Origin of the sequence: Gabonibacter massiliensis, from assembly GCA_001487125.1 — a bacterium.
Lineage (GTDB): Bacteria > Bacteroidota > Bacteroidia > Bacteroidales > Marinifilaceae > Gabonibacter > Gabonibacter massiliensis.
Map to the genome: position 1 here is coordinate 1,992,773 of LN913013.1, position 21,984 is coordinate 2,014,756.

Genomic DNA, 21,984 nt, shown 5'->3' on the forward strand with positions numbered 1-21,984 from the left:
CAGCGGCATGGTATATGTCATCGGTTTTTTGGCTCAGCTATTTTTTTCGGCCCGAATATTACTGCAATGGATTTTATCAGAGAGGGCAAAACGGGTTATTTCTCCGACTATTTTTTGGCAGCTTAGTCTGGCAGGCTCCTATCTTTTGTTTATTTACGGATGGATCAGGGATGATTTCGCCATTATATTCGGGCAGTTTATTGCCTATTACATCTATATCTGGAATTTAGATAAAAAGGATCAATGGAAGAAATGGCCCAGAATAGTCCGGATTCTTTTGTTGGTAACGCCCGTCGTGGTCGTTCTTTATTTGTTAAAAGACGCCCGGGCGTTTGCAGAACAGTTTTTCAGAAATGATTCTATCCCGTTATGGTTGTTGATTTTCGGATCGTTAGGGCAAATCGTTTTTACCCTACGGTTTGTTTATCAATGGTTTTATTCCAGACACAAAGACGAATCTCTGCTCCCGTTGGGTTTTTGGGTGATTAGTTTGGTAGGGTCGTTTATCATTGTTGCTTATGCTATTTATCGGCGTGATCCCGTGTTGATTTTGGGACAATCAACAGGTTTTATCGCTTATAGCCGAAATATTTATCTCTCTTTTTCCTGCAAGGGGAATTGATTCCTCAGTTCGGTTTTTCGATGATGTAAAATTTTCCGATGACTGTATAGCGCGTTCGGGACAGCCACGCTCTTAATTCCGGTGATTTTTGAACATCCCATACTTTAATAAAAATGAGGTTTCCCCCTTTCTCGTATATGCGGAGCATCTCCTCTTTTTCTTTTATTTTAAAAAGGGGACGGTGAAGATAAACGTCCATATTTTCTCCGCTTCGAAAACGGTAAAAGTAGAGGTTTTCAATCGTACTGTTATCGATAATTTCTAAGGCTTTTTGAGATAAAGCGGAAAAGCCGAGATTCGGGTTCAGTTTCGGAAGAGCAAAGGAACTGACAAAGATAGAGATTAATAATCCTAAGGCTGTCGTTTGAATTGCCTGGTGAAGGTTATGCCGGCGTAGGCTGACGAAGGCAAACAAGGCGCTGACGAAAAGAATTCCGATGCCTGTACGGATACAGTAGAGTCTGATGAATTCGATTCGGTCGGCCAAGAAAAAGGAGATCGGAAAAGCAAGAATAAATACGACAATAGGGATGTACAGGGTAAAACGGATCCATTTCTCTTTAATTTTTGGCAGGAGCAGTATGGAAAGATAGGCGACAAAAGGATATATAGGCAGTAAATAGATATCTAATTTCGAGCTGAATAACGATAATAGAATGAATGTTGTGGCGATGACTGAAAAGAAAAGTTTTTCCTTATCCGTTGTAATAAGTCTTTTCCAAATACCTATGACCAGAATCAGGATATAGAAAAGAGACCAGGGAGCCAAAGCGTACCAAATGGTTGTTCCGTAGTACCAGAAAGGTTCTTTATGTTGGAAAGAATCTACTGCCCGGTTTATGGTTTGGTGAAACAGCAAGTCGTATAAGTAATCATACCCTCCTTCCCAGAATACGCATCCGAACCATATGACGCATAGTGTCAATAATATGGTAAATTCTTTCCATCCGAGGAATTTTCCGAATTTCCGGATCTCTTTTTTCAAGATTAAAAAAACGGCAATGGAACATACAGGGACAATAATGCCTATGGGACCTTTTGAAAAGAGGGCCATAAATATGCAGAAGGGTAACCAAAAGTGATCGGGTTTCCGGTCTTGTTCCGTGTACCGCTTGTAAAAAATATAGAGGGATAACGTGATAAACATACACATCATCATGTCCATTCTCAATACAAGGGCAGAGCCGAGAAAAAGTCCGCTGGTAAACAGTAGTAATGCTACGCTCCGGCGGGAAGACAGGGAACACTCACGGATCCAACGATCCATTATCCCTATGGTAATGAAAGCGGGAATGACCGAGAACAGGGAGAGAAGGAACATGGAATGACTGCCCCATACGATCTTGCAAAGCATAATGATCCAGAAATATAAGGGTGGCTTATCCGCGTAGATCGTTCCGTGATTATAGAATGTAAACCAATCTCCATTGCGAATGGCTTCGTCCGCAATGCTTAAATATTTTAATTCATTATTTGGTGTGAAATCTCGTAATATTAAGGCCGGTAAAACCAAAATGAATAGAAGAAAATACCGTTCTATTTTCATATTTTCCCTTTTTAGTCAGATTTAAACGACGTACAAATTTATATACTAAAATGTTTCTTTTTTGTTACGCGAATTGATTTTTTTGCCAAAAAATATTTACGTTCATTTCTTCCTCCATTCTATCGCTTCTCTATTAATTTATTTTAAATTTGCGCTCTGACTCAAACAAATAATTATTTGGTGTTATGCAAAAAAGAGATTGGATTCATATATTGTTTATCCTTGTTGTTTGTTGGTTTGCTTTTTTCGTGAACAACGATGCGATATTTGTTGATATTATGGAGTCGCGCAACCTCGTAACAGCCCATGAGATGGAGACTTACGATAATTGGTTGGTGCCTACCATGAACGGGGAACTTCGTTTGGAGAAGCCTCCTTTACCGACGTGGATAGCGGCAGGTATTGATATGATAAGCCCGGATAATATCGCGTTACAGCGAGGGGCAGCCGGGCTTATGGCGACGATAATGGTATTTTTCCTTTATTTTTTTGCATCTGCGTTGACTCAAAATAAATTATTCGGATTATTGTCGGCGTTGGTACTTGCGACGTCGTTTAATGTGATCATGCAGGGGAGGGTAGCAACATGGGATATCTATTGTCATAGTTTTATGCTGGGTGCCATATTCTTTTTTTACCGTGGGATGGCGGCGATGCGGACGAGGTGGTGGGATTTTTGCGTGGCCGGAATATTATTAGGACTATCTTTTTTAGGAAAAGGGCCGGTTTCGTTTTATGCTCTTCTTTTACCCTTTCTGATGTCCTATTTCTTTATTTATCGTCCGAAATTCGGACATAAATTATGGCCTGTGTTACTGATGGTTTTGATTTTTATTCTGATCAGTTTCTGGTGGCCGCTCTATTTGTATGTTTTCCATAAAGACATGGCTTTATTTGTGATGGCTAAAGAGTCCACGGCCTGGATAGAGCGGAATGTTCGTCCATGGTATTATTATTGGAAATTTTTTACGGAGTCGGGTATTTGGTCTTTGTTTTTGTTAACGGGACTATGTTGGCCCTGGTTAAAACATAAAATAACCTTAAAGAAAGAGTATAGGCTGGCGATTGTTTGGACATTGCTTTCCTTGGTTTTACTTTCTTGCTTTCCGGAAAAGAAAACGCGTTATTTGTTACCGTTGCTGATACCTTCCGCTATGGTGGTTGCTCATTATGTATTATACATCTTTATAGCCGTCAAAGAAAAGAGTTTGACGAAGGGCGATAAGATCGTATTCCGGATAAATGCTTTTCTGCCCGCGATCATTGCCTTGGGAATGCCTGTTGCGTTGTATGTATTGTTTTTTCAAACCCGACAAATCGGTTGGGTCTACTATATCGTAGTCTCTTTCCTTTTTTGGTTAGTCTCTTATTCTATTTTTGTAGGAGGCATAAGGCTAAAACCTCTGAAAGTTTTTACGGGAATGGTTATTTTGTTGATTCTCGTGGAGACCTTGTTGATGAATTCGGTGGCGACGATGTTTAATAATGAGGAGATAAAAAGTATACGGGCGGTCAGGGAGATTGAAAGTATCAATAAGTTGCCTTTTTATTATCCTCAAGAGGAAGAGTTGCGGATGGAGTTGGTATATGAAGCCGGTCGCCGTATTTTGCCGTGGGATACGGGTAAAGATACGGCTATACTGGATTCGCTGCCTATCGTGCTTGTTTCCGGTCGACCGGCCGAAGATGTATTGCCCGAATCCGTACGGGAACGGGTGAAGCTTCGTTTGGTTGACGTATATGATAATAACGCCAGGAAAAAAAACACGAAGTGGCACTCTCCGAAATTTGTACGTTATGTTACGGTCATCGAAAAGAGATAAAGCTACTTATTGAATAGGAACCGAAAATCTTCGTGTGGTTGTACCGTATAGGTTTTAAGCCCGAAGGATTTACCGGTCTCTATATTTCGTGGGGAATCGTCCAGATAGAAGGTGGTTTCGGGATGAATTCCGGAGCGGCGGATTACCTCTTTGAAAATAGCGGGATCCGGCTTGGTCATTTTTAATTCGTAAGAAAGAAACAGTTCGTCGAAATAGTTTTTCCAGCTTACTCCTTCGTCCATAAAGTAGGTCTTCCGGATGTAATCCATCATGATCGGATTCGTGTTACTTAACAATAATATTTGATAATGCTCTTTTAATTGTCTCAGCATTTCCAGTTTGTACCCTGGAATACCGGCCAACATCTCCCGGTAAGCATCATCTATACTTTCGTCCGTTACAGACCTTCCGATAAGTTTTCGGACACCCTCGTGAAACTCATCGGTGCCGATTTGCCCTTGTTCTAATTGTTTGAAAACTCCTTCTTTAGGGAGGTAAATATCTAAATATTCATCAATATCTTTAAAGCCGATGGCTTGAAATGCCCGTATGCAGGCATTTTTGTCCAAATCCATCAATACCCCTCCCAGGTCGAAAATTATCGTTGTAATCCCTTTCATCATTTTTTCCCTTTTAGTATGAATGAAAGTTATACGAAGGAATATTCTTTTCAGATACGAAGAGAGAATATTTTTCTTCCGGGAATAGTCTATCTTGTGTTTAACAGAAAGTGAGCAAGTTCTTCGACATCCCGTACGATGTAGTTGGCTCCGGCTAAACTCAGTTCTTTTTGATCGCCGTATCCGTAAAGTACTCCTATGGAGTCTATTCCCGTTTTTCGAGCGCCCTCGATGTCATATTTGCGGTCTCCGATCATTACGACGTCTTCTTTATTTTCAATCGAGTTTTGCTCCATTACGAGACGAATGACTTCATCTTTATGCGAAATAGAACCGTCTAAACTACTTCCTCCTATATAAGAAAAATAGGGGGTAAGATGATAGTGATCGATTATCTGACGTGCGTAGATTGTTGGTTTGGAAGTGGCCAACATCACTTTCTTTTTTGCTTTGTTCAACTCCTTCAATAAAGATTCAATTCCCGGATACAGGTTATTTTCGTAAATTCCGATTTTTTCAAATCGTTTTCTGTAAGCCTCGATAGCCTCCATTGCCATTTTTTCATCGAATTGATAGTATTCCATGAACGATTCTTTCAGAGGTGGACCTACGAATTTTTGTAACGTATTGATATCCGTTACTTGAATGTCGAAACAGGATAAGGCATATTGTACGGATCTGGTGATGCCTGGCATGGAATCCGTGACGGTTCCGTCTAAATCCAATAATATGCAAGTGTAATTTTTCTGAGGCACGGTTATCGTTTTAGGCAAAAAAAACAGGCTGTAAAGCCTGTTTTTATATGAATTGATTCCACCAATTAAGCGTTCAGAGTGAAGCGTAAAAATCCGGTGGCGGTTAAATCTTTGTCAATACTCTTCAAGTATTCTCTTACGGACATTTTTCCGTCCTGTTCGTAAACTTGATTTAATAGAGTCGATTCTTGGAAGAATTTATTCAGACGTCCTTGTGCGATTTTATCTAACATGGCTTCTGGTTTGCCTTCTTCCCGTGCTTTTTCACGACCGATTTCCACTTCGTGATCGATGACACTCTGAGGAATATCTTCTTTATCCAATGCGACAGGAGCCATTGCTGCTACCTGCATGGCGATGTTTTTCATTGCCTGCATGTCGGCCTCTTTGTTGAATCCTACGACGGTAGCCAGTTTGTTTCCCGGGTGAATATATACAACGGAAGCTTCAGCTTCTAATTTTCCGTAATAACTTAACTCTAATTTTTCTCCGATAACACCTGTTTGTTCGGCAATCTGTTCCGCAATAGTTCTTCCATCCAATTGGAGGTTTAACAAAGCTTCTATGTTTTCCGGCATATTAGCAAGAGCTGCTTCCAGAATACGGGTAGTGAATGCGATGAAGCCTTCGTTCTTAGCCACGAAATCTGTTTCACAATTCAGTGAAACGATTACGGCTTTTTTTCCGTCGGTTTTAGCTAATACACATCCTTCTTTAGCATCTCTGTCAGCACGTTTGCTGGCAATAACCAGACCTTTTTTACGGATGATGTCTACGGCTTTGTCGAAATCACCTTCAGCTTCCTGAAGAGCGTGTTTACAATCCATCATTCCGGCGTTTGTTGCTTTACGCAACTTCATTACGTCTGCTGCTTTTATTTCCATTTTCTCTTTTTTTAATTTGTAAATGATCATTTACAGTGGCAGACTTACGATATCAATCGTAAGTCTGTAAGATCGTAAATTATTTTTCTTCTTCTGAAGCTGATTCCTCTACCTCTACTTCCTCCTGATCTTCCACTTTCTCTGCTTTTTCTACTACGGCTTTTTTGTCTCCGCCCTCTTTTTCCCGTTCCACTTTTCTTTCGGTTAGCCCTTCTTTAATAGCAGAAGCCACTTTTTCAATGATCAATGAGATGGAAGTCGAAGCATCGTCATTACAAGGTATTACGAAGTCGATACCGTCCGGATTAGAGTTCGTGTCAACCATTGCAAATACGGGGATTCCGAGGGTATTTGCCTCTTTAACAGCGATGTATTCTTTCATAACATCGACAACAAAAAGAGCAGCCGGGAGCCGGGTCAAATCGGCGATACTACCCAAGTTTTTCTCCAATTTGGCTCTTTGACGGGAAATTTGGAGTTTCTCTCTTTTTGAAAGATGATCGAAAGTTCCGTCTTTCTCCATTTTGTCGATGGTCGTCATTTTCTTCACGGCTTTCCGGATAGTGGGGAAGTTGGTTAACATACCACCCGGCCATCTTTCCGTTACATACGGCATGTTGATATTAGAAATTTTTTCGGCAACAATGTCCTTAGCCTGTTTTTTTGTTGCTACAAACAGAATTTTTCTACCTGATTTAGCGATTTGTCTTAAAGCGGCACTTGCTTTGTCCAACATAATAGCTGTTTTGTTCAGGTCGATGATGTGGATATCATTACGCTCCATAAAGATATAAGGAGCCATTTTGGGATTCCATTTACGGGTAAGGTGTCCAAAGTGACAACCTGCATTTAATAATTCGTCGAAACTTGTATTTGACATTTTTGTTTTTTTATAAAGTTTACATTCTTACATTTAATCAATTGCCGGGTAGTTCTCATTAGAAGTCCCGTCAATTTAGATACTAAACCTCCATTAACGTTTAGAGAACTGGAATCTCTTACGAGCACCCGGACGACCCGGTTTTTTACGTTCCACTTCACGCGGATCTCTGGTCATGAATCCTGCTGCTCTTAATTTTGGTTTGTCTTCGGCATTGATTTTTACCAATGCTCTGGCAATTCCTAAACGTAATGCTTCTGCCTGACCGTTGAAGCCACCTCCTCCAAGGTTTACTTTGATATCGTATTGTCCGGTTACTCCTAACAATTCAAGCGGTTGTTTTACAATATATTGAAGGGTCGGCAAGGTAAAATACTCTTCCAAATTCCTTTTGTTGATCGTAATATTGCCTTTTCCCTCGCTGAGATAAACACGTGCTACTGCCGTTTTTCTTCTACCGATTGCATTAATTACTTCCATACCTTGTTATTTAAGTGAGTTTAAATCAATTACTTTTGGCTGTTGAGCCTCTTGCTTGTGCTCCGTGCCGGCGTACAAGTAAAGATTTTTCATGACAGCTCTGCCAAGGCGATTTTTCGGAAGCATTCCTTTAACAGCGTGCTCGATAATTCTTTCCGGGTGTTTTGCCAACAACTGTTGCGGTGTTGAAATTCTTTGTCCACCGGGATACTGGGTGTGTCTGATGTACTGCTTGTCGGTCAATTTCTTACCGGTTAACTGTACTTTTTCCACGTTAATGATAATTACGTTGTCTCCGCAATCAACATGAGGTGTGTAGCTGGGTTTATATTTGCCTCTTAAGAGTTTCGCAACTTTTGAAGCAAGACGTCCCAAAACCTCGTTTTCTGCGTCAATTAAAACCCACTCTTTTTTGGCGGTGGCTTTATTGACGGAAATTGTTTTGTAACTAATTTGATCCACTTCTTTTTTAATTTAAAAAATTATACTTCTGTTTGTCTTTTTTCGTGGTTTACTTTAGCATCCCTTTTCGGTGAAAACAAACGAGGTTAGTCGGGCGACTGTTGAACGTTTTCATCCTCGGGTCTGCGATGCAAGGTAAATGGCTAAGGTTCACTCCTGCATTTTTTCGAATAAACCACTCCAAAATGAGGGGCAAAATTATGAAAAATTTCGGGTATACAAAAAGTTTGCGGTAAAAAGTTTGAATATGAAGCGTTTGTTTATTTGAGGGTGATGCTTTTCGTGTCTTCCGTGTAACAAGTGAAGATTCCCAAAGCTCCCTCGATATTTCCCTCTAAAGGCACCGGAGTCGTGATACTTCCCTGATTCGCGCTATTGGCTTCATTTAAGGATATCTGATAGTTATAACAATCTTTTGTGATGCGCATCAGGCTGATAAAGGCTATATCTGCCTCTGCGATTTGTGAACAGACGATACGACGTGTTATGGTAGAAGCTGATTTGTAGTGACTGAGATTCAGGTAGGAAACCTCTTTTCTGAATATCGAATCGTTGGCTGAGAGCTGAAGCGTGTAAATATAGTAATTTTGAGTCGGATCTTCCGAAGTGGAAAAATGGATGCTGGCAACGTTATTTTTGATTTGATATGAATCTATTTTGATCGCTTCCGGGACGGCTGTTTGTGCTGTTATCTGATTTTTTTCGGGCGTTATTATTTTTAGATAGAGCGTGTCGTTGCCGGGTGCCAGTTTTTTTTCGCTCCCGTAATTGTAAATGAAATCCGAACCGGGAAGAGTGAAGATGACGTGTTCCATTTTGATCAGTTCGTTTGCTCGGATCGAGATATCGAATTCCGTCGAAAAGTCCGGAGCCAAATTGCCCGAGATGGGCAAAACGGGAATAGCACTCAAGGAGAAAGTTTCTTCCGGTTTGCAATAGCACTCGATAAAGTAGCCGGAAACGGTTCCCATGTTTTTTATGGGAAGATCTTCTTCCGGAATGCAGGCGTAAACGGAAAGCAAAATACCTAACAATACACTTTTTTTCTTCATGTCACCATCTTAAACGTAGCGAAAGATACGGAATAAACGGCAGCATTACCTTGGATTTGGGTACAAATTTCGTCCCCGTTTGTCCCGTACGTTCCGGTCTGAAATAAATAAATGAGGGATTGGACTGGTTGTATATGTTGTACGCGCCTATTGTCAATTTGAAAAAGAGATTCCGGAAATTGAACTTATAGTTGATATCTGCGTCTAATCGATGATTGTTAGGGATTTTGTAGTTGTAACGGTCTGTATAGACCGGGATAAGAACAGGATGATCCAGAATATCCGTAATGTTATGTGCGATAACCGCTCCGACGGGGAAGGTAGTGTAAACTCCCGAGGAGAACGACCAGAGTGCGTTCCATGTAAGGCGTGAAGAGAGGTTATAGGAAAAGTTGATGATGATATTGTGCTTGACGTCGTAAGGGGGATAAAAGGACTTGCCGTTATTGATCTCCTTGAATTGTCTTTTGGATTCCGATAGGGTATAGTTCGCGTGCGCATAAAAGGCTCGGTTATTCAAGGTGAAATCTATTTCGAATCCTCTTGCGTGGCCTTTTCCTTCGATTTGGTTCTCGGTTAATGCCGTGTATTCCGTTTTTATATCGGATGCAAAATCTTTGACGTGACGCATGTCTTTATAGAAAACTCCCGCGTAGACGGATAAAATTTGACTGACGGCCTGATTTATTCCGATGGAATATTGATGGCAGATAGCCGGTTTCGAATTTTTTTCTAACGGATACCAGATGTCGATGGGGGTCTTTACCGTAAAATAGGGATAAAGACTCAGGTATTGGGCGGTCTTGGCATAGTCCATCCAAAGGGTAAAGCCTCCTCGAGTGTAGCTGATTTTAAAGCGGGGAGAGAGTGTGTGTCGGAGGGTTGCTCCTTGATAAAATTGATAATTGACCCCTCCGTTAATATTAAAGTAAGGGTTTATTTGATAGATTATATCTGCATATAATTCATATAGATTAAATGATTTATCTGAACTTTTTATTAAAAAGTTGTGGTAATCGTCCATTTTGTTTGCCGTTTCAAAGCGGGCATACTCGAATTTACCTCCGGTATTGAATTGTATCCGTTCCGAAAAGGAACGGGAGTAGGAGAGTTTTGCAAGAACCGAGTAGTGTTGGTTGCCCCCGCCCATCGGAATGCTGCCTGTGGCATCTCCTTTGCTGTAAGCAGTGTTCATTCCGACCTGTAAACTCCAGAACCGATCGGAAGATGGAGTGTAAGTGGTATTTACGATACCGGATAACGTGTGCCAATTGAATTTGTATTGGATATGGTCGCTTAACTTCATCTTTAAATTGTCGATGGTGAATAATCCGAAAGCGTTCATGCGCCATTTGCCGGAGATTTTGGAATCTAAGCTAACCGTAACGTCGCTGAAACCATATTCCGGCATGTAGTTCGGTTCTTGTTGATCCTTGATGGTTTGGTTATATATTCTTGCGATATGTTCGAGATAAGAGGTCCTGAGAGATACGGCAAAGGAGGTCTTATTTTTTATAATCGGTCCTTGTGCCTTTATCGACGAGGAGACTAACCCTAACGTAATCTCTCCCTCGTAATTTTGTTTGTTCCCTTGTTCGGGGCGCATGTTGATATAAGACGAAAGGAAACTGTTGTATTGGGCCGGAAATCCGCTTTTGTACAAGGTCGAATTGCTGATGATGTAAGGATCGAAGGTGGAAAGAATACCGGTCAGGTGATCTGGATTGGCGATAGGCATGTCATTGATTAAAAATCCGTTTTCATTGCTGTTGCCTCCCCGTACGTATATTCCTGAATTCAAGGCATTGGTAGTAATAATTCCCGGCAGAGTAGCCAAGTATTTCATAATATCCTGTTCCCCGAGGATGGCCGGAATCCGTTCGATATTGTTCGAAGAGGCGAAGATCTTACCGCTGGCCGGAAAACCGGTCACGATAACCTCTTTCAAGTTATTGTGTTTATTTCGTAAGACAATCACGAAGGAGGTTCGATTATTCAATAGCTTATAGGTCTCCTTTTGGTAATTCACGTGCGATAATTCGAGGGTACACGGAAGTTCGCATTCCAGCCGGAAGTGTCCGGTCGAATCTGTTGTCGTTCCTGTTTTTCCTTCCACGTAATAGATATTTACCCCTTGTACGGCTTCTCCCGCGTTGGATATCACTCTTCCCAGGATTACGGTTTGCGCCTGAAGGCAGATAGGCCCGAATAAAAATAAGAAGGTGATGAACTTAAACATGGTTTTAATTTTAACTTGCACTTCCCGCTGAATTTTACAAATGTAGCAAACAATTCATAATTCAATGTGGGAGATACGCGATAATTGTTGTTAAATTTGTCGCTTAATAATGTTTCGTTCATGGGAATATACGTGCATATACCTTTTTGCCGAAGTAAATGTTTTTATTGTGGTTTCTACTCCGTGGCTTCCATGCAACGGAAAGAGGAGTATGTCCGGGCATTGTGCCGGGAGGTTGAATTACGAAGGGAATATTTGCCGTCTCGGCAGGCGGATACGCTTTACTTCGGTGGGGGTACTCCCTCTTATTTAGAGGTGAATGAATTGGAGAGAATCGTGAGGGAGGTAGAGTCCTGTTGGACGTTTTCTCCCGATTCCGAGCGTACATTGGAGGCTAATCCCGAAGATGTTACTGTTGAAAAGCTGAGGTTTTGGAAGGAGGTGGGGTTTAATCGTCTAAGTATAGGTGTGCAGTCTTTCGACGATAAGGTTCTGAAACAGATCAACCGGACTCACTCGGCTCGCCGGGCGGAAGAGGCGGTGTGCCGGGCTGCTGATTGCGGATTTGAAAATATCGGAATTGATTTGATTATCGGTCTGCCCGGAAGTACCTCTTCGGATGTGGAGCATCATCTGAAAATACTTGAAAATCTGCCGGTTTCCCATGTTTCGGTTTACCTGTTGAGTATCGACTCCAATACCGTTTTCGAACGCTTGGCGGCCCGCGGTAAATTTGTTCCTTTGGATGATGACTGCTTGGCCGAACAGTATCTTTTGGTTTCCGATTACTTGAAGCATATCGGTTTCGAGCATTACGAAATATCTAATTTTGCTAAAGAACGTAAATATTCGAAACACAATACTTCTTACTGGATGCAACGTCCTTACCTCGGATTGGGGGCGGCGGCCCACTCTTATGACGGGGATTCCAGGCAATGGAATGCGGCTCATTTGAAAAAATATATGGATGCTTTGCAGGAAAATCGGTTGTATTTCGAGCGGGAAGAGTTAAGCGATAGGGACAAGTACAATGAATGTATAATGACGCGTTTGCGTACGATGTGGGGGTTGGACATAAAGCGGCTTGAACGGGAGTACGCCGATTATTGGAACCGGGTAAAACACAAGTTACCTGTTTGGAGGGAAAGCGGACTTTTAGAGATAGAGAATAATATAATTCGGTTGTCTCCCCGGGGATGGCTGGTCTCTGACGGAATTTTTAGCGAGCTGTTTATTTGAAACGAGAAAAATTCCTTCTTTTCGTGGAGAATATTATAAACTTATAACGGGTTTGGAGACGGAACTTTTTAGGATATGAATCTAAGAGGTATCTATTTGTGAATTGATGCTTTATTTATTATTTTTGCCCATCCGTGTTTCGGGTGGAACATGGTGTAGATAAAATGATAATGGTGTAAATGTAAGATGATGGACACAAAAAAACGATTAATCAAAGAGCTGTTACAGTCTGAAGATTGTGACAAAGAGGTCGAGGTAAGTGGTTGGGTTAGAACCAAACGCGGTAATAAACAGGTTAATTTTATAGCCTTGAATGACGGCTCTACGATAAATAATATACAGATTGTCGTGGAAATGAATAATTTCCCGGAGGAGTTAGTGAAAAAAGTGACAACGGGAGCCGCTATTCATGTAAAAGGAATGCTGGTAGAGAGTACCGGAAGCGGTCAATCTTACGAAATACAGGCAAAGGAGATAGTTGTTTTGGGAGAAGCGGATCCGGATAAATTTCCGATTCAACCCAAAAAGCATTCGTTGGAGTTTTTGCGAGAGGTTGCTCATTTGCGCTTCCGGACCAATATTTTCGGTGCTGTTTTTCGCATTCGCCATGCTATGGCTTTTGCGATACATCAATATTTTAATAATCATGGCTTTTATTATTTACATACGCCTTTGATTACCGCATCAGATTGTGAAGGTGCTGGTGAAATGTTCCGGGTAACGACCCTCGATCCGAAGAACCCGCCTTTGACCGAAGGGGGCGAGGTCGATTTTAAACAGGATTTTTTCGGTAAATCGACAAATTTAACCGTAAGTGGGCAGTTAGAGGGAGAATTAGGAGCTATGGCTTTGGGGAAAATATACACGTTCGGACCGACGTTTCGTGCTGAAAACTCCAATACGACTCGTCATCTGGCAGAGTTCTGGATGGTCGAGCCGGAGGCTGCTTTCTATGATTTGAAAGATAACATGGATCTGGCGGAAGATTTCTTAAAATATTTGATTCGTTACGCTTTGGAACATTGTATGGATGATCTTCAGTTCTTGAGTAAGCGTCTTCAGGACGAGGAGAAAGACAAGAAAGCGGAGGATCGTTCCATGGAGTTGATTGAAAAATTGCAATTCGTACTGAATCATGATTTCGAACGGGTTACTTATACGGAAGCCATTGATATTTTGAAAAATAGCAAGCAAAACAAGAGTGGTAAATTCCAATACCCGATAACGGGGTGGGGAGTGGATCTACAAAGCGAACACGAACGTTATTTGGTTGAGAAGCACTTCAAACGTCCGGTTATTTTGACAGGCTACCCGAAGGAGATAAAGGCTTTTTATATGAAGCAGAACCCGGATGGAAAAACCGTGGCGGCAATGGATGTGCTTTTCCCGCAGATCGGAGAGATTATTGGTGGGTCCCAACGGGAAGAAGATTACGATAAATTGGTGACAAGAATGAAAGAGGTGGGGATTCCCGTGGAAAGTATGAGCTGGTATCTGGATACCCGTCGCTTTGGTTCTGCCGTTCATAGCGGATTTGGCTTGGGATTCGAACGTCTATTACTTTTTGTGACCGGAATGGGAAATATTCGTGACGTGATACCCTTCCCGCGGACACCGAAAAGTGCAGAATTTTAATACAGGAAGAGATTCAATCGTTATTTGAATCTCTTTCATTACAACAACGATGAAGAGAGATGCTAAAGCAGAATTTACAACAAAAATTGGGATTGAAAATAAATCCGTTGCAGATTCAGTTGATAAAACTGCTGGAGCTTCCCACTTACCAATTGGAGCAAAGAATAAAGGAGGAATTGGAATCGAATCCCTTGTTGGATCTGGGGGAAGAAGAGCAACAGGAGCACGAGGAGGAGTATAGGGAAGAGAGCGAAGAGGAGTATGATCAGGCTTCCGAGGAGGAGGAAGATCACGATACGGTCGAGGATGAATTTTCTTTGGATGATTACCTGAGTGACGATGATGACATTCCCGATTATAAGCTGTCTGCTTCCAATGTTTCCAAAGACGATGACGGACGGGATTTTGTGTTGTCCGGAGGAATCTCTTTTCGAGAGAACTTAATCGCTCAACTGGGGGTAAAGCCATTGAGCGAGATGGATCGTAAGATTGCGGAATACATCATCGGCAATATGGATGAGGATGGTTATTTGCGACGGGATATTGAAAATATCGTGGATGATTTGGCCTTTGGTGCCGGGATAGAGATTGATGAAGAAAAAGTGCTACGTCTATTGCATATCGTGCAGGAGTTTGAACCGGCAGGAGTAGGGGCACGAGATTTACGGGAGTGTTTATTGCTGCAAATAAAACGACGTTTGGCAGGGAATCCGACTCCCTCGTTACGTCATGCACAGATGATTTTGGAAAATTTCTTTGAGGAGTTTTCCAAAAAACATTATGAAAAGATTACCAAACGTATGCGGCTTTCGGATAAAGAGTTGAGAGAGGCTATCGATGAGATTTTAAAGTTGAATCCTAAGCCGGGAGGACAGGTGTCGGATTCGGTTAATGCCGGTTCTGAAAAAATTATTCCGGATTTTAATTTGGATATTGTAGATGGAGAGTTGCAGCTGAGCCTTAATTCTGGAGATGTTCCGGAATTGAGATTAAACAAGTCTTATCTGAATCTATTGGAGAAATATCAGAAAAGTGCTACTTCGAAAGAAAAAAAAGATGTGGTTTCTTTTGTGAAGTATAAATTGAATTCGGCTCGTTCGTTTATTGATGCCGTAGAGCAGCGTAATAATACCCTCATGCTGACAATGACTGCTATTGTTCAATTTCAGAAACAATTCTTTTTGACCGGTGATGAAAGTCGCTTGAAACCTATGATTTTGCGGGATATTGCAGATATTACGGGATTAGATGTTTCGACCATTTCCAGGGTATCCAATTCGAAGTATGTACAAACATGGTTTGGAATATATTCGTTAAAACAATTCTTTTCGGGGAGTATGCCTACCAATAGCGGGGAAGAGGTGAGTACCGGAGAGATTAAAAACGTATTGAAGGAGATTGTAGACCAGGAAAACAAACGTAAACCGTTTACGGATGACGAGTTGGTTGAATTAATGAATAAGAAGGGATATCAAATAGCCAGGCGTACGGTTGCCAAGTACAGGCAGCTATTGGATATTCCGGTTGCCCGTTTAAGACGGGAAGTATAACTTAACAGTGTGTGTGTTATGAAGAATGTCGCTTTTCTTGTGTCTTTATTGGCACATCCCGTTGTAATCCCTTTGTATGCCTTGTTTATTATCTTCCATTCGGGAACTATTTTTTCTTTTATTCCTTTGCAGACTCAATATACGGCCTATTTGCTAACGATTACCGGTCCTGTTTTTCTTCCTCTGGCGTGTTTGCCTTTGTTAAAATATTTGCGATTAATAGATAGCTATGCCATGTGGAACAAGCAGGAACGTATTTTCCCGATTCTGATAACGATCGTCTGTTTTTTTGTCGTTGTCTATTTGCTTCGGGAGTTCCCTTATGCCCATATCGTACGTCAGTTTTACCTGCTTATCATCATTTTATTGTCCGGTTTCCTGTTTGTCACGATCTGTTGGAAAATGAGTATACATATGATGGCGATAGGGGCTCTATGCGGTTTCGTTTTTATCTTGGGAACAAAATATTTTGGGGATGTAATGTATACGCTATCCTTCCTGATCCTGTTATCTGGAGTTCTCGGTAGTTGCAGGCTGTATTTGAAATGTCATACACCCGCCCAAGTGTACTTCGGATTTTTATACGGAGCTACCTTTATCGTTGTCGTGCTTTATTAATACCGGATCACCCAAAGATCATCCCGGTCGAGACGTTTTTTCCAATCATTTGTTTTACGAATAGCCTCTTCTTTATCTCTATACCGGGCGACACTCACGCGGAAGCGATTATTTTTGGTAATAATCCGTGATTCCGTGTATCCTTGTTCTACCAGACGATTCAATCTTTTTTCGGCGGATGATAGTTCTGGATAACTGGCTACGATAACGTAATAGCTTTCCGTAGGAGAAGTGACAATGCGATCTTTTTGCGATGGGCTTTCCGTTTGTAAGGGTTCGGTTTTTTGCTCTTGCCGTATGGCCGTCGTGTCCTCTTTCGGCGTAACTATACTGTCTTTTAAAACGGCAGTCAGATCTCTCGTGACACTTGCCGTCGTCAATTTTTTGGAGTCTAATTTATTATGCTGGCAATGACCGAATAGAAAGAGTATTGCCAGAAATAATAAGATTTTCATCATTCTTCTTTACTTATTTGGCGTGGTACAACCAGGTTTTTTGCTTACTGGCCTCTTTTTGTATATTCTTCAAGGCTACGAGCGCATCCGTTTTTTGAGCATACCCCTCGTAAACGACTAAATAGAGATTCTCAAAATAGTTCAGTACTTCCGCTTCGGAGAAACCTTCTTTTTGGAGTCTTTGACACAGTTTATCCGCGTTGCTTTTATATTCAAAACATCCAGCAACCAGGAAGTAGTTTTTTTTCTCTTTTACTACCGGTTTTACATCTTTCGTTTTTTCTGCCTCTACCTTGGGCGGAGTCGTGTTTTCCGTTTTAACGACTTGTACGGGAGTCTCTTTTTTCGGAGCTTGTTTTTCTTTGCAAGCTGAAAAGAAAACAAATATTAAAGCGGTTGTAAAAATTAAAACAGTTTTCATGATCGTCTTTTTTTATAAGTTAGCCAAGATGAACACAAAAATATTGTAAATAAAACAAATTCCTCTATTTTTGTCGATGAAATTATTCGTTTTAATTTTAAAATCAGGTTTATGAATAAATTTTTTTTATTGATACTCTTATTCTGCAGCGGTATCTCTTGTAGTAATCAGAAAGAACAAATAGTGAGTATGTCTACGACGATGGGAGATATAAAAGTTAAGTTATATAACGAGACGCCTAAGCATCGGGATAATTTTTTGAAGTTAGTGAAGGAACAATTTTATGATAGCGTTTTATTTCATCGTGTTATTCAAAATTTTATGATACAGGCTGGAGACCCGGAATCGAAAACAGCGGCATCGGGAACTTTATTGGGAGAAGGTGATAACGGGTACACCATCGATGCGGAGTTTCAACCTCGTTACTTTCATAAAAGAGGTGTACTTGCGGCAGCCCGGGAGGGAGATGAGGTGAATCCTCAGCGAAAGTCCAGCGGCTCGCATTTCTATATGGTGCAGGGTGTCGTTTATTCGCCGGAGAAGCTGGATAACACGGTGAAGCGGATTAATGAACGCCGGAAGATCGCTTTGTATAACCGTATCAAATCGGGTTATGAAGCCGAATATGCTCGCTTGCAAAAAGCCGAAGATCAGGAGGGAATGGATCGGTTGACGGAAGAGATAGCTCATGCCTGTGACAGCCTTTTTGTTCAAGAAGAGTTGGTGTTAACTCCGGAGCAGAAAAAGATTTATACGACGGTGGGAGGAACTCCTCATTTGGATGGTCAATATACCGTATTCGGGGAGATAGTCGAAGGGATGGAGGTTATGGATAAAATAGCAGCCGTACGAACCGATGCCAACGATCGTCCTTTGGAAAACGTCGTAATCCTGCACATGGAAATTATTAAATGACCGTTTGAATTGACGATTGGCCTCTGCAATCGTCAATTTGTAACTTAAACGGTTTTAGATTCCGGTGATCTTTTTAATCTCGTTTAGCTTATTCAAAGCCTCGAGTGGGGTTAGACTGTTGATGTCCAACCCGGCGATTTCGTCTCTAATTTGGAGAAGAACGGGATCTTCCAATTGGAAAAAGCTGAGTTGGACCCCTTCCCTTTCATTGGCAATCCGACTCACGTTTTTTTGTAAGGTCCCGCTTTTGTTCTTGTCGTTTTCCAGCTGTTTCAGAATCTCAGAAGCCCGTAATATGACGGATTGCGGCAATCCTGCCATTTTAGCGACTTGGATTCCGAAAGAGTGATTTGAACCTCCTTTTACCAATTTACGCAAAAAGACAATTTTATTATTCACTTCCTTTACCGAAACATTGTAGTTTTTGATTTTCGGGAACGAACGTTCCATTTCGTTCAATTCGTGATAATGGGTGGCAAACAGAGTCTTCGTACGGTATTTGACATGCTCGTGTAAAAATTCCACGATGGCCCAGGCAATGGAGATTCCGTCGTAAGTAGAGGTCCCTCTTCCCAACTCGTCGAACAAAACGAGGCTCCGATCGGATATATTGTTTAATATATTGGCGGCTTCGTTCATTTCTACCATGAAAGTAGATTCTCCCAAGGAGATGTTGTCTGAGGCCCCGACTCTTGTGAAAACCTTATCGACATACCCGATTGATGCGGAGGTTGCCGGAACGAAACAACCGGCTTGTGCCATAATGACGATAAGTGCTGTCTGACGTAATAAAGCCGATTTTCCGGCCATGTTAGGTCCCGTGATAATAATGATTTGTTGTTTTTCGTTATCTAAAAACAAATCGTTGTGGATATAGCTTTCTCCGGGAGGAAGCTGCTTTTCGATGACCGGATGACGCCCGGCTTTTATATCGATGGAATAGGATTCATTGATTTCAGGACGGTGGTATTGGTTCGTGATGGATACGTTAGAAAACGAAATTAAAGCATCGATCCGGGAAATGATATGGGCATTAGTTTGTATGGCTTTGATATAGGATGAGGCAACGAGTAACAATTCGTTGTAAATCGTACTCTCCAACTCCTGAATACGATCTTCTGCTCCTAAGATCTTTTCTTCATACTCCTTTAATTCGGGTGTGATGTAGCGTTCTGCATTCACTAATGTCTGCTTCCTGATCCAGGTATCGGGGGCTTTACTGTTGTGAGTTTTAGTCACCTCGATGTAATAGCCGTATACATTATTAAAACCTATTTTTAATGAAGGGATACCGGTTTTTTCTATTTCCCGTTGTTGCATTTGAAGCAGGAGTTCTTTTCCATGGGAGGAGATTTCTCTCAACTCGTCTAACTCCGCGTTAACCCCGGGGGCAATGACATTTCCTTTGTTCAGCTGAGCGGGTGCTTCTTCCTGTATTTGTTGCGCTATCTTTTGATGAAGAGCCTCGCATTCGTTTAATTGCTCGATCCATTGGGTTAATTGGGGATTGTTGATGTTCCGGCAATGTTTTTTTAGCGGAATCAACGTTTGCAAAGCTACTTTCAATTGTACCATCTCTCGCGGCGAGATCCGGCATACGGCAATTTTAGAAGCTAACCGTTCCAGATCCCCGATGATCCGTAATAGTTGTTCCAGCTCGAGACGTTCGGTTTCGTGTTGAATGAAACTTTCTACGATATCCAACCGTTGGTTGATCTCTTCCGGAGATTTCAACGGCATGCAAATCCAACGGCGAAGCATCCGACTGCCCATGGGAGTAATTGTTCTGTCAATAATATCGGTTAACGAACAACCTCCTTCGTGGAGCGATTCCAATATTTCCAGGTTTCGTAGCGTGAAGCGGTCTAATAATACACAAGTGGATTCATCGATTCGTCCAATAGAGGTGATATGCCCTACCAGCTCGTGCTTGGTCATGTCTAAATAATAGAGAATGGCCCCGGAAGCGGCGATACCGCATTCTAACTTATCAATTCCAAAACCTTTCAGAGAAGAGACGTCGAAATGTTTCTTCAGCCGATCTTCCGAAGAGTCCGGTTCGAAAAACCAGGCTTCTACCGGGTAAGTATAGTATTTATTTCCGAAAAGTTCATGGAATAAGGCTTCAGAGCCTTTAGGATATAACACCTCCTTGGGTTGAAAACTATTCAATAATTTGTCTACCGTGGAAGGAGTTCCTTCCGTCGTTAAAAATTCGCCCGTGGAAAGATCCAATAACGAGATTCCGGCTTTGCTTTTGGTAAAATAGACGGAGGCCAGAAATACGTTATTTTTATTGTCAATGGTATTTTCGTTGTACGAAACACCGGGAGTTACTAATTCTATGACTCCCCGTTTGACTAACTTCTTGGTTTTCTTAGGATCTTCCAATTGTTCACAGATGGCTACTCTCTGACCGGCACGGACTAATTTAGGAAGATAGGTATCTATGGCATGATAGGGGAAACCGGCGAGCTCTACGTCTCCGGGAGAGCCGTGAGATCGCTTTGTGAGGGTAATCCCTAAAATCTTTGAGGTAGTGATGGCATCTTCCCCGAAGGTCTCATAGAAATCTCCCATTCTGTAAAGAAGTAGTGCATCAGGATATTGAGCCTTAGCTGCATAGTATTGTTGCATCAAAGGTGTTTGTATTTCTGATTTTGTAGCCATTTAGTTTTGCTTATGAATTTATAGATCGTGCGAGTGTTTACGCATCCCAAAAATAAATATTTTGCATGATATTTGTTTAAAAATCTCAGAAGTATTATGTAATTTTGTCGAACTGAAAACAAGCAAGCATAAGTTTGTTAATAAAAATTAGGGAAGAATAAACTTGACACGAGGAAATTGCGTATAGATATTTCCAGTTGCTTTATGGAGAAATAAATTGAATGTTTATGGAAAATATATCGGGAATATTAGCTACTTATAATTTTTCGAATTTAGAAGATCGGATAGAGTTCGAGTTGGATGGAGTTATCGAGAAAGAGATTGCTTTGGCCTACTGTCCGGAGAACTTCGAGCTATGTATAACCTGTATGGATTATACGACATTGAAGGTGACAGATACGGATAGGTCCGTGACGGAATTTGTTGCGGAACTGCTTAAGAAAATCAAGAAGAATGCCTTGCCTGAGGTCGCTTCGGTATGTGTATTCCCGAAATATGCTTCGATTGTAAAAAACGGATTGAGTGAAACATCCATTAAAACGACTGTCGTGGGAGCTTGTTTTCCCTCTTCTCAATCTTTTATGGAAGTAAAAATTGCAGAATGTAAAGCGGCCATTGCCGCCGGGGCGGATGAAATCGATGTGGTTATCTCCGTGGGGGATATCCTGGAGAGAAATTACGAGAGGGTATACGAGGAGCTTGCAGCTATCCGGGAAGCTTGTAAAGGCGTTTTATTGAAAGTGATATTGGAAACCGGGGAGCTGAAGGATATCGAGAGCATATTTAATGCCGCGTTGATCAGTGCATACGCGGGAGCGGATTTTGTGAAAACATCCACGGGAAAAGTGCCTGTGAATGCTACTCCCGAATCTGTTTATGTGATGTGTGAAGCCGTCCGTCAGTATCATGCCCAAACGGGTAAAATGGTGGGAATAAAAGTGGCAGGAGGTGTTTCCAAAGTACAAAATGCCATTCGTTACCTAACCATTGTCAACCATGTTTTGGGAAAAGAATGGGTGACTCCTCGCTATTTTCGAATCGGGACATCCCAGTTAATGGATGATATCTTGAAAGAGATGAAGAAATAATGAAAGACCGGCATAAGCCGGTTTTTTTAT

Annotated in this window: 20 protein-coding genes; 8 read left to right on the plus strand and 12 right to left on the minus strand. The window is 41.5% G+C overall.

What is annotated here, in order from left to right:
* Nucleotides 1-7: 7 nt before the first annotated feature.
* Entirely contained in the window at nucleotides 8-622 is a 615-nt protein-coding gene (locus tag BN3283_RS12755; protein WP_041503218.1) for a lipid-A-disaccharide synthase N-terminal domain-containing protein, read from the plus strand.
* 4 nt (nucleotides 623-626) lie between these two features.
* Here the strand turns inward: BN3283_RS12755 and BN3283_RS12760 are convergent, their stop codons facing one another.
* Nucleotides 627-2,168: an ArnT family glycosyltransferase gene (locus BN3283_RS12760; RefSeq protein WP_041503219.1), complete on the minus strand. Its 1,542-nt coding sequence runs from the start codon at nucleotides 2,166-2,168 to the stop codon at nucleotides 627-629.
* A gap of 185 nt (nucleotides 2,169-2,353) precedes the next feature.
* Between BN3283_RS12760 and BN3283_RS12765 the strand changes: the two genes are divergently transcribed.
* Complete coding sequence (locus tag BN3283_RS12765) at nucleotides 2,354-3,991, plus strand: ArnT family glycosyltransferase (RefSeq protein WP_041505261.1); 1,638 nt, start codon at nucleotides 2,354-2,356, stop codon at nucleotides 3,989-3,991.
* Between the two features lie 2 nt (nucleotides 3,992-3,993).
* On the opposite strand, the gene BN3283_RS12770 is transcribed toward BN3283_RS12765, so the two are convergent.
* The 8 genes from BN3283_RS12770 to BN3283_RS12805 form a co-directional block, all read right to left on the minus strand.
* Entirely contained in the window at nucleotides 3,994-4,614 is a 621-nt protein-coding gene (locus BN3283_RS12770; RefSeq protein ID WP_052634551.1) for an HAD family hydrolase, read from the minus strand.
* A gap of 86 nt (nucleotides 4,615-4,700) precedes the next feature.
* Entirely contained in the window at nucleotides 4,701-5,366 is a 666-nt protein-coding gene (locus tag BN3283_RS12775; RefSeq protein WP_262509255.1) for an HAD family hydrolase, read from the minus strand.
* Between the two features lie 65 nt (nucleotides 5,367-5,431).
* Nucleotides 5,432-6,250 (minus strand): translation elongation factor Ts, encoded by an 819-nt coding sequence (gene tsf / locus BN3283_RS12780; RefSeq protein ID WP_041503481.1) that lies wholly within the window; start codon nucleotides 6,248-6,250, stop codon nucleotides 5,432-5,434.
* A 79-nt stretch (nucleotides 6,251-6,329) separates the two neighbouring features.
* Nucleotides 6,330-7,130: a 30S ribosomal protein S2 gene (rpsB, locus tag BN3283_RS12785; RefSeq protein ID WP_041503222.1), complete on the minus strand. Its 801-nt coding sequence runs from the start codon at nucleotides 7,128-7,130 to the stop codon at nucleotides 6,330-6,332.
* A gap of 93 nt (nucleotides 7,131-7,223) precedes the next feature.
* Nucleotides 7,224-7,610, minus strand: a complete 387-nt coding sequence (gene rpsI / locus BN3283_RS12790; protein WP_041503223.1) for a 30S ribosomal protein S9 — start codon at nucleotides 7,608-7,610, stop codon at nucleotides 7,224-7,226.
* A gap of 6 nt (nucleotides 7,611-7,616) precedes the next feature.
* Nucleotides 7,617-8,072, minus strand: a complete 456-nt coding sequence (gene rplM, locus BN3283_RS12795; protein ID WP_041503224.1) for a 50S ribosomal protein L13 — start codon at nucleotides 8,070-8,072, stop codon at nucleotides 7,617-7,619.
* A gap of 260 nt (nucleotides 8,073-8,332) precedes the next feature.
* Complete coding sequence (locus BN3283_RS12800; RefSeq protein WP_059026852.1) at nucleotides 8,333-9,124, minus strand: DUF4249 family protein; 792 nt, start codon at nucleotides 9,122-9,124, stop codon at nucleotides 8,333-8,335.
* A gap of 1 nt (nucleotide 9,125) precedes the next feature.
* The gene (locus BN3283_RS12805) at nucleotides 9,126-11,363 is read right to left on the minus strand and encodes a TonB-dependent receptor (RefSeq protein ID WP_059026853.1); all 2,238 of its coding nucleotides are present in this window, start codon (nucleotides 11,361-11,363) and stop codon (nucleotides 9,126-9,128) included.
* Between the two features lie 120 nt (nucleotides 11,364-11,483).
* On the opposite strand from BN3283_RS12805, the gene hemW reads away from it, so the two are divergent.
* The 4 genes from hemW (at nucleotide 11,484) to BN3283_RS12825 (ending at nucleotide 16,405) form a co-directional block, all read left to right on the plus strand.
* A complete protein-coding gene (gene hemW / locus BN3283_RS12810) occupies nucleotides 11,484-12,602 on the plus strand; it encodes a radical SAM family heme chaperone HemW (protein ID WP_059026854.1) in 1,119 nt (372 codons plus the stop codon).
* 186 nt (nucleotides 12,603-12,788) lie between these two features.
* Nucleotides 12,789-14,237: an asparagine--tRNA ligase gene (gene asnS, locus BN3283_RS12815; protein ID WP_059026855.1), complete on the plus strand. Its 1,449-nt coding sequence runs from the start codon at nucleotides 12,789-12,791 to the stop codon at nucleotides 14,235-14,237.
* Nucleotides 14,238-14,296: 59 nt separating this feature from the next.
* Entirely contained in the window at nucleotides 14,297-15,787 is a 1,491-nt protein-coding gene (gene rpoN / locus BN3283_RS12820; RefSeq protein WP_059026856.1) for an RNA polymerase factor sigma-54, read from the plus strand.
* An 18-nt stretch (nucleotides 15,788-15,805) separates the two neighbouring features.
* Nucleotides 15,806-16,405 (plus strand): hypothetical protein, encoded by a 600-nt coding sequence (locus BN3283_RS12825; RefSeq protein ID WP_070807478.1) that lies wholly within the window; start codon nucleotides 15,806-15,808, stop codon nucleotides 16,403-16,405.
* Here the strand turns inward: BN3283_RS12825 and BN3283_RS12830 are convergent.
* Nucleotides 16,402-16,863, minus strand: coding sequence for an SPOR domain-containing protein (locus tag BN3283_RS12830; protein WP_059026857.1), 462 nt, complete (start codon nucleotides 16,861-16,863; stop codon nucleotides 16,402-16,404). The two genes, BN3283_RS12825 and BN3283_RS12830, sit on opposite strands and share 4 nt — an antisense overlap.
* Nucleotides 16,864-16,873: 10 nt before the next feature.
* Nucleotides 16,874-17,281 carry an SPOR domain-containing protein gene (locus BN3283_RS12835; RefSeq protein ID WP_041505258.1) on the minus strand — a complete coding sequence of 136 codons (408 nt, stop codon included), beginning with the start codon at nucleotides 17,279-17,281 and terminating at the stop codon, nucleotides 16,874-16,876.
* A 111-nt stretch (nucleotides 17,282-17,392) separates the two neighbouring features.
* Between BN3283_RS12835 and BN3283_RS12840 the strand changes: the two genes are divergently transcribed.
* Entirely contained in the window at nucleotides 17,393-18,196 is an 804-nt protein-coding gene (locus BN3283_RS12840; RefSeq protein WP_041505257.1) for a peptidylprolyl isomerase, read from the plus strand.
* A 54-nt stretch (nucleotides 18,197-18,250) separates the two neighbouring features.
* On the opposite strand, the gene mutS is transcribed toward BN3283_RS12840, so the two are convergent.
* Nucleotides 18,251-20,866 (minus strand): DNA mismatch repair protein MutS, encoded by a 2,616-nt coding sequence (mutS, locus tag BN3283_RS12845; protein ID WP_059026858.1) that lies wholly within the window; start codon nucleotides 20,864-20,866, stop codon nucleotides 18,251-18,253.
* 227 nt (nucleotides 20,867-21,093) lie between these two features.
* On the opposite strand from mutS, the gene deoC reads away from it, so the two are divergent.
* Nucleotides 21,094-21,954 carry a deoxyribose-phosphate aldolase gene (gene deoC / locus BN3283_RS12850; RefSeq protein WP_059027265.1) on the plus strand — a complete coding sequence of 287 codons (861 nt, stop codon included), beginning with the start codon at nucleotides 21,094-21,096 and terminating at the stop codon, nucleotides 21,952-21,954.
* The last annotated feature ends 30 nt before the right edge of the window (nucleotides 21,955-21,984 follow it).

Bases quoted from the DNA above. Each gene is read 5' to 3' on its own strand.
- rpsB (WP_041503222.1), bottom strand. From the start codon at position 7,130: ATGTCAAATACAAGTTTCGACGAATTATTAAATGCAGGTTGTCACTTT.
- tsf (WP_041503481.1), bottom strand. From the start codon at position 6,250: ATGGAAATAAAAGCAGCAGACGTAATGAAGTTGCGTAAAGCAACAAAC.
- BN3283_RS12830 (WP_059026857.1), bottom strand. From the start codon at position 16,863: ATGATGAAAATCTTATTATTTCTGGCAATACTCTTTCTATTCGGTCAT.
- hemW (WP_059026854.1), top strand. From the start codon at position 11,484: ATGGGAATATACGTGCATATACCTTTTTGCCGAAGTAAATGTTTTTAT.
- asnS (WP_059026855.1), top strand. From the start codon at position 12,789: ATGATGGACACAAAAAAACGATTAATCAAAGAGCTGTTACAGTCTGAA.
- BN3283_RS12760 (WP_041503219.1), bottom strand. From the start codon at position 2,168: ATGAAAATAGAACGGTATTTTCTTCTATTCATTTTGGTTTTACCGGCC.
- BN3283_RS12755 (WP_041503218.1), top strand. From the start codon at position 8: ATGGTATATGTCATCGGTTTTTTGGCTCAGCTATTTTTTTCGGCCCGA.
- deoC (WP_059027265.1), top strand. From the start codon at position 21,094: ATGGAAAATATATCGGGAATATTAGCTACTTATAATTTTTCGAATTTA.
- rpoN (WP_059026856.1), top strand. From the start codon at position 14,297: ATGCTAAAGCAGAATTTACAACAAAAATTGGGATTGAAAATAAATCCG.
- mutS (WP_059026858.1), bottom strand. From the start codon at position 20,866: ATGGCTACAAAATCAGAAATACAAACACCTTTGATGCAACAATACTAT.
- BN3283_RS12840 (WP_041505257.1), top strand. From the start codon at position 17,393: ATGAATAAATTTTTTTTATTGATACTCTTATTCTGCAGCGGTATCTCT.
- BN3283_RS12765 (WP_041505261.1), top strand. From the start codon at position 2,354: ATGCAAAAAAGAGATTGGATTCATATATTGTTTATCCTTGTTGTTTGT.
- rpsI (WP_041503223.1), bottom strand. From the start codon at position 7,610: ATGGAAGTAATTAATGCAATCGGTAGAAGAAAAACGGCAGTAGCACGT.
- BN3283_RS12835 (WP_041505258.1), bottom strand. From the start codon at position 17,281: ATGAAAACTGTTTTAATTTTTACAACCGCTTTAATATTTGTTTTCTTT.
- BN3283_RS12770 (WP_052634551.1), bottom strand. From the start codon at position 4,614: ATGATGAAAGGGATTACAACGATAATTTTCGACCTGGGAGGGGTATTG.
- BN3283_RS12800 (WP_059026852.1), bottom strand. From the start codon at position 9,124: ATGAAGAAAAAAAGTGTATTGTTAGGTATTTTGCTTTCCGTTTACGCC.
- BN3283_RS12805 (WP_059026853.1), bottom strand. From the start codon at position 11,363: ATGTTTAAGTTCATCACCTTCTTATTTTTATTCGGGCCTATCTGCCTT.
- BN3283_RS12825 (WP_070807478.1), top strand. From the start codon at position 15,806: ATGAAGAATGTCGCTTTTCTTGTGTCTTTATTGGCACATCCCGTTGTA.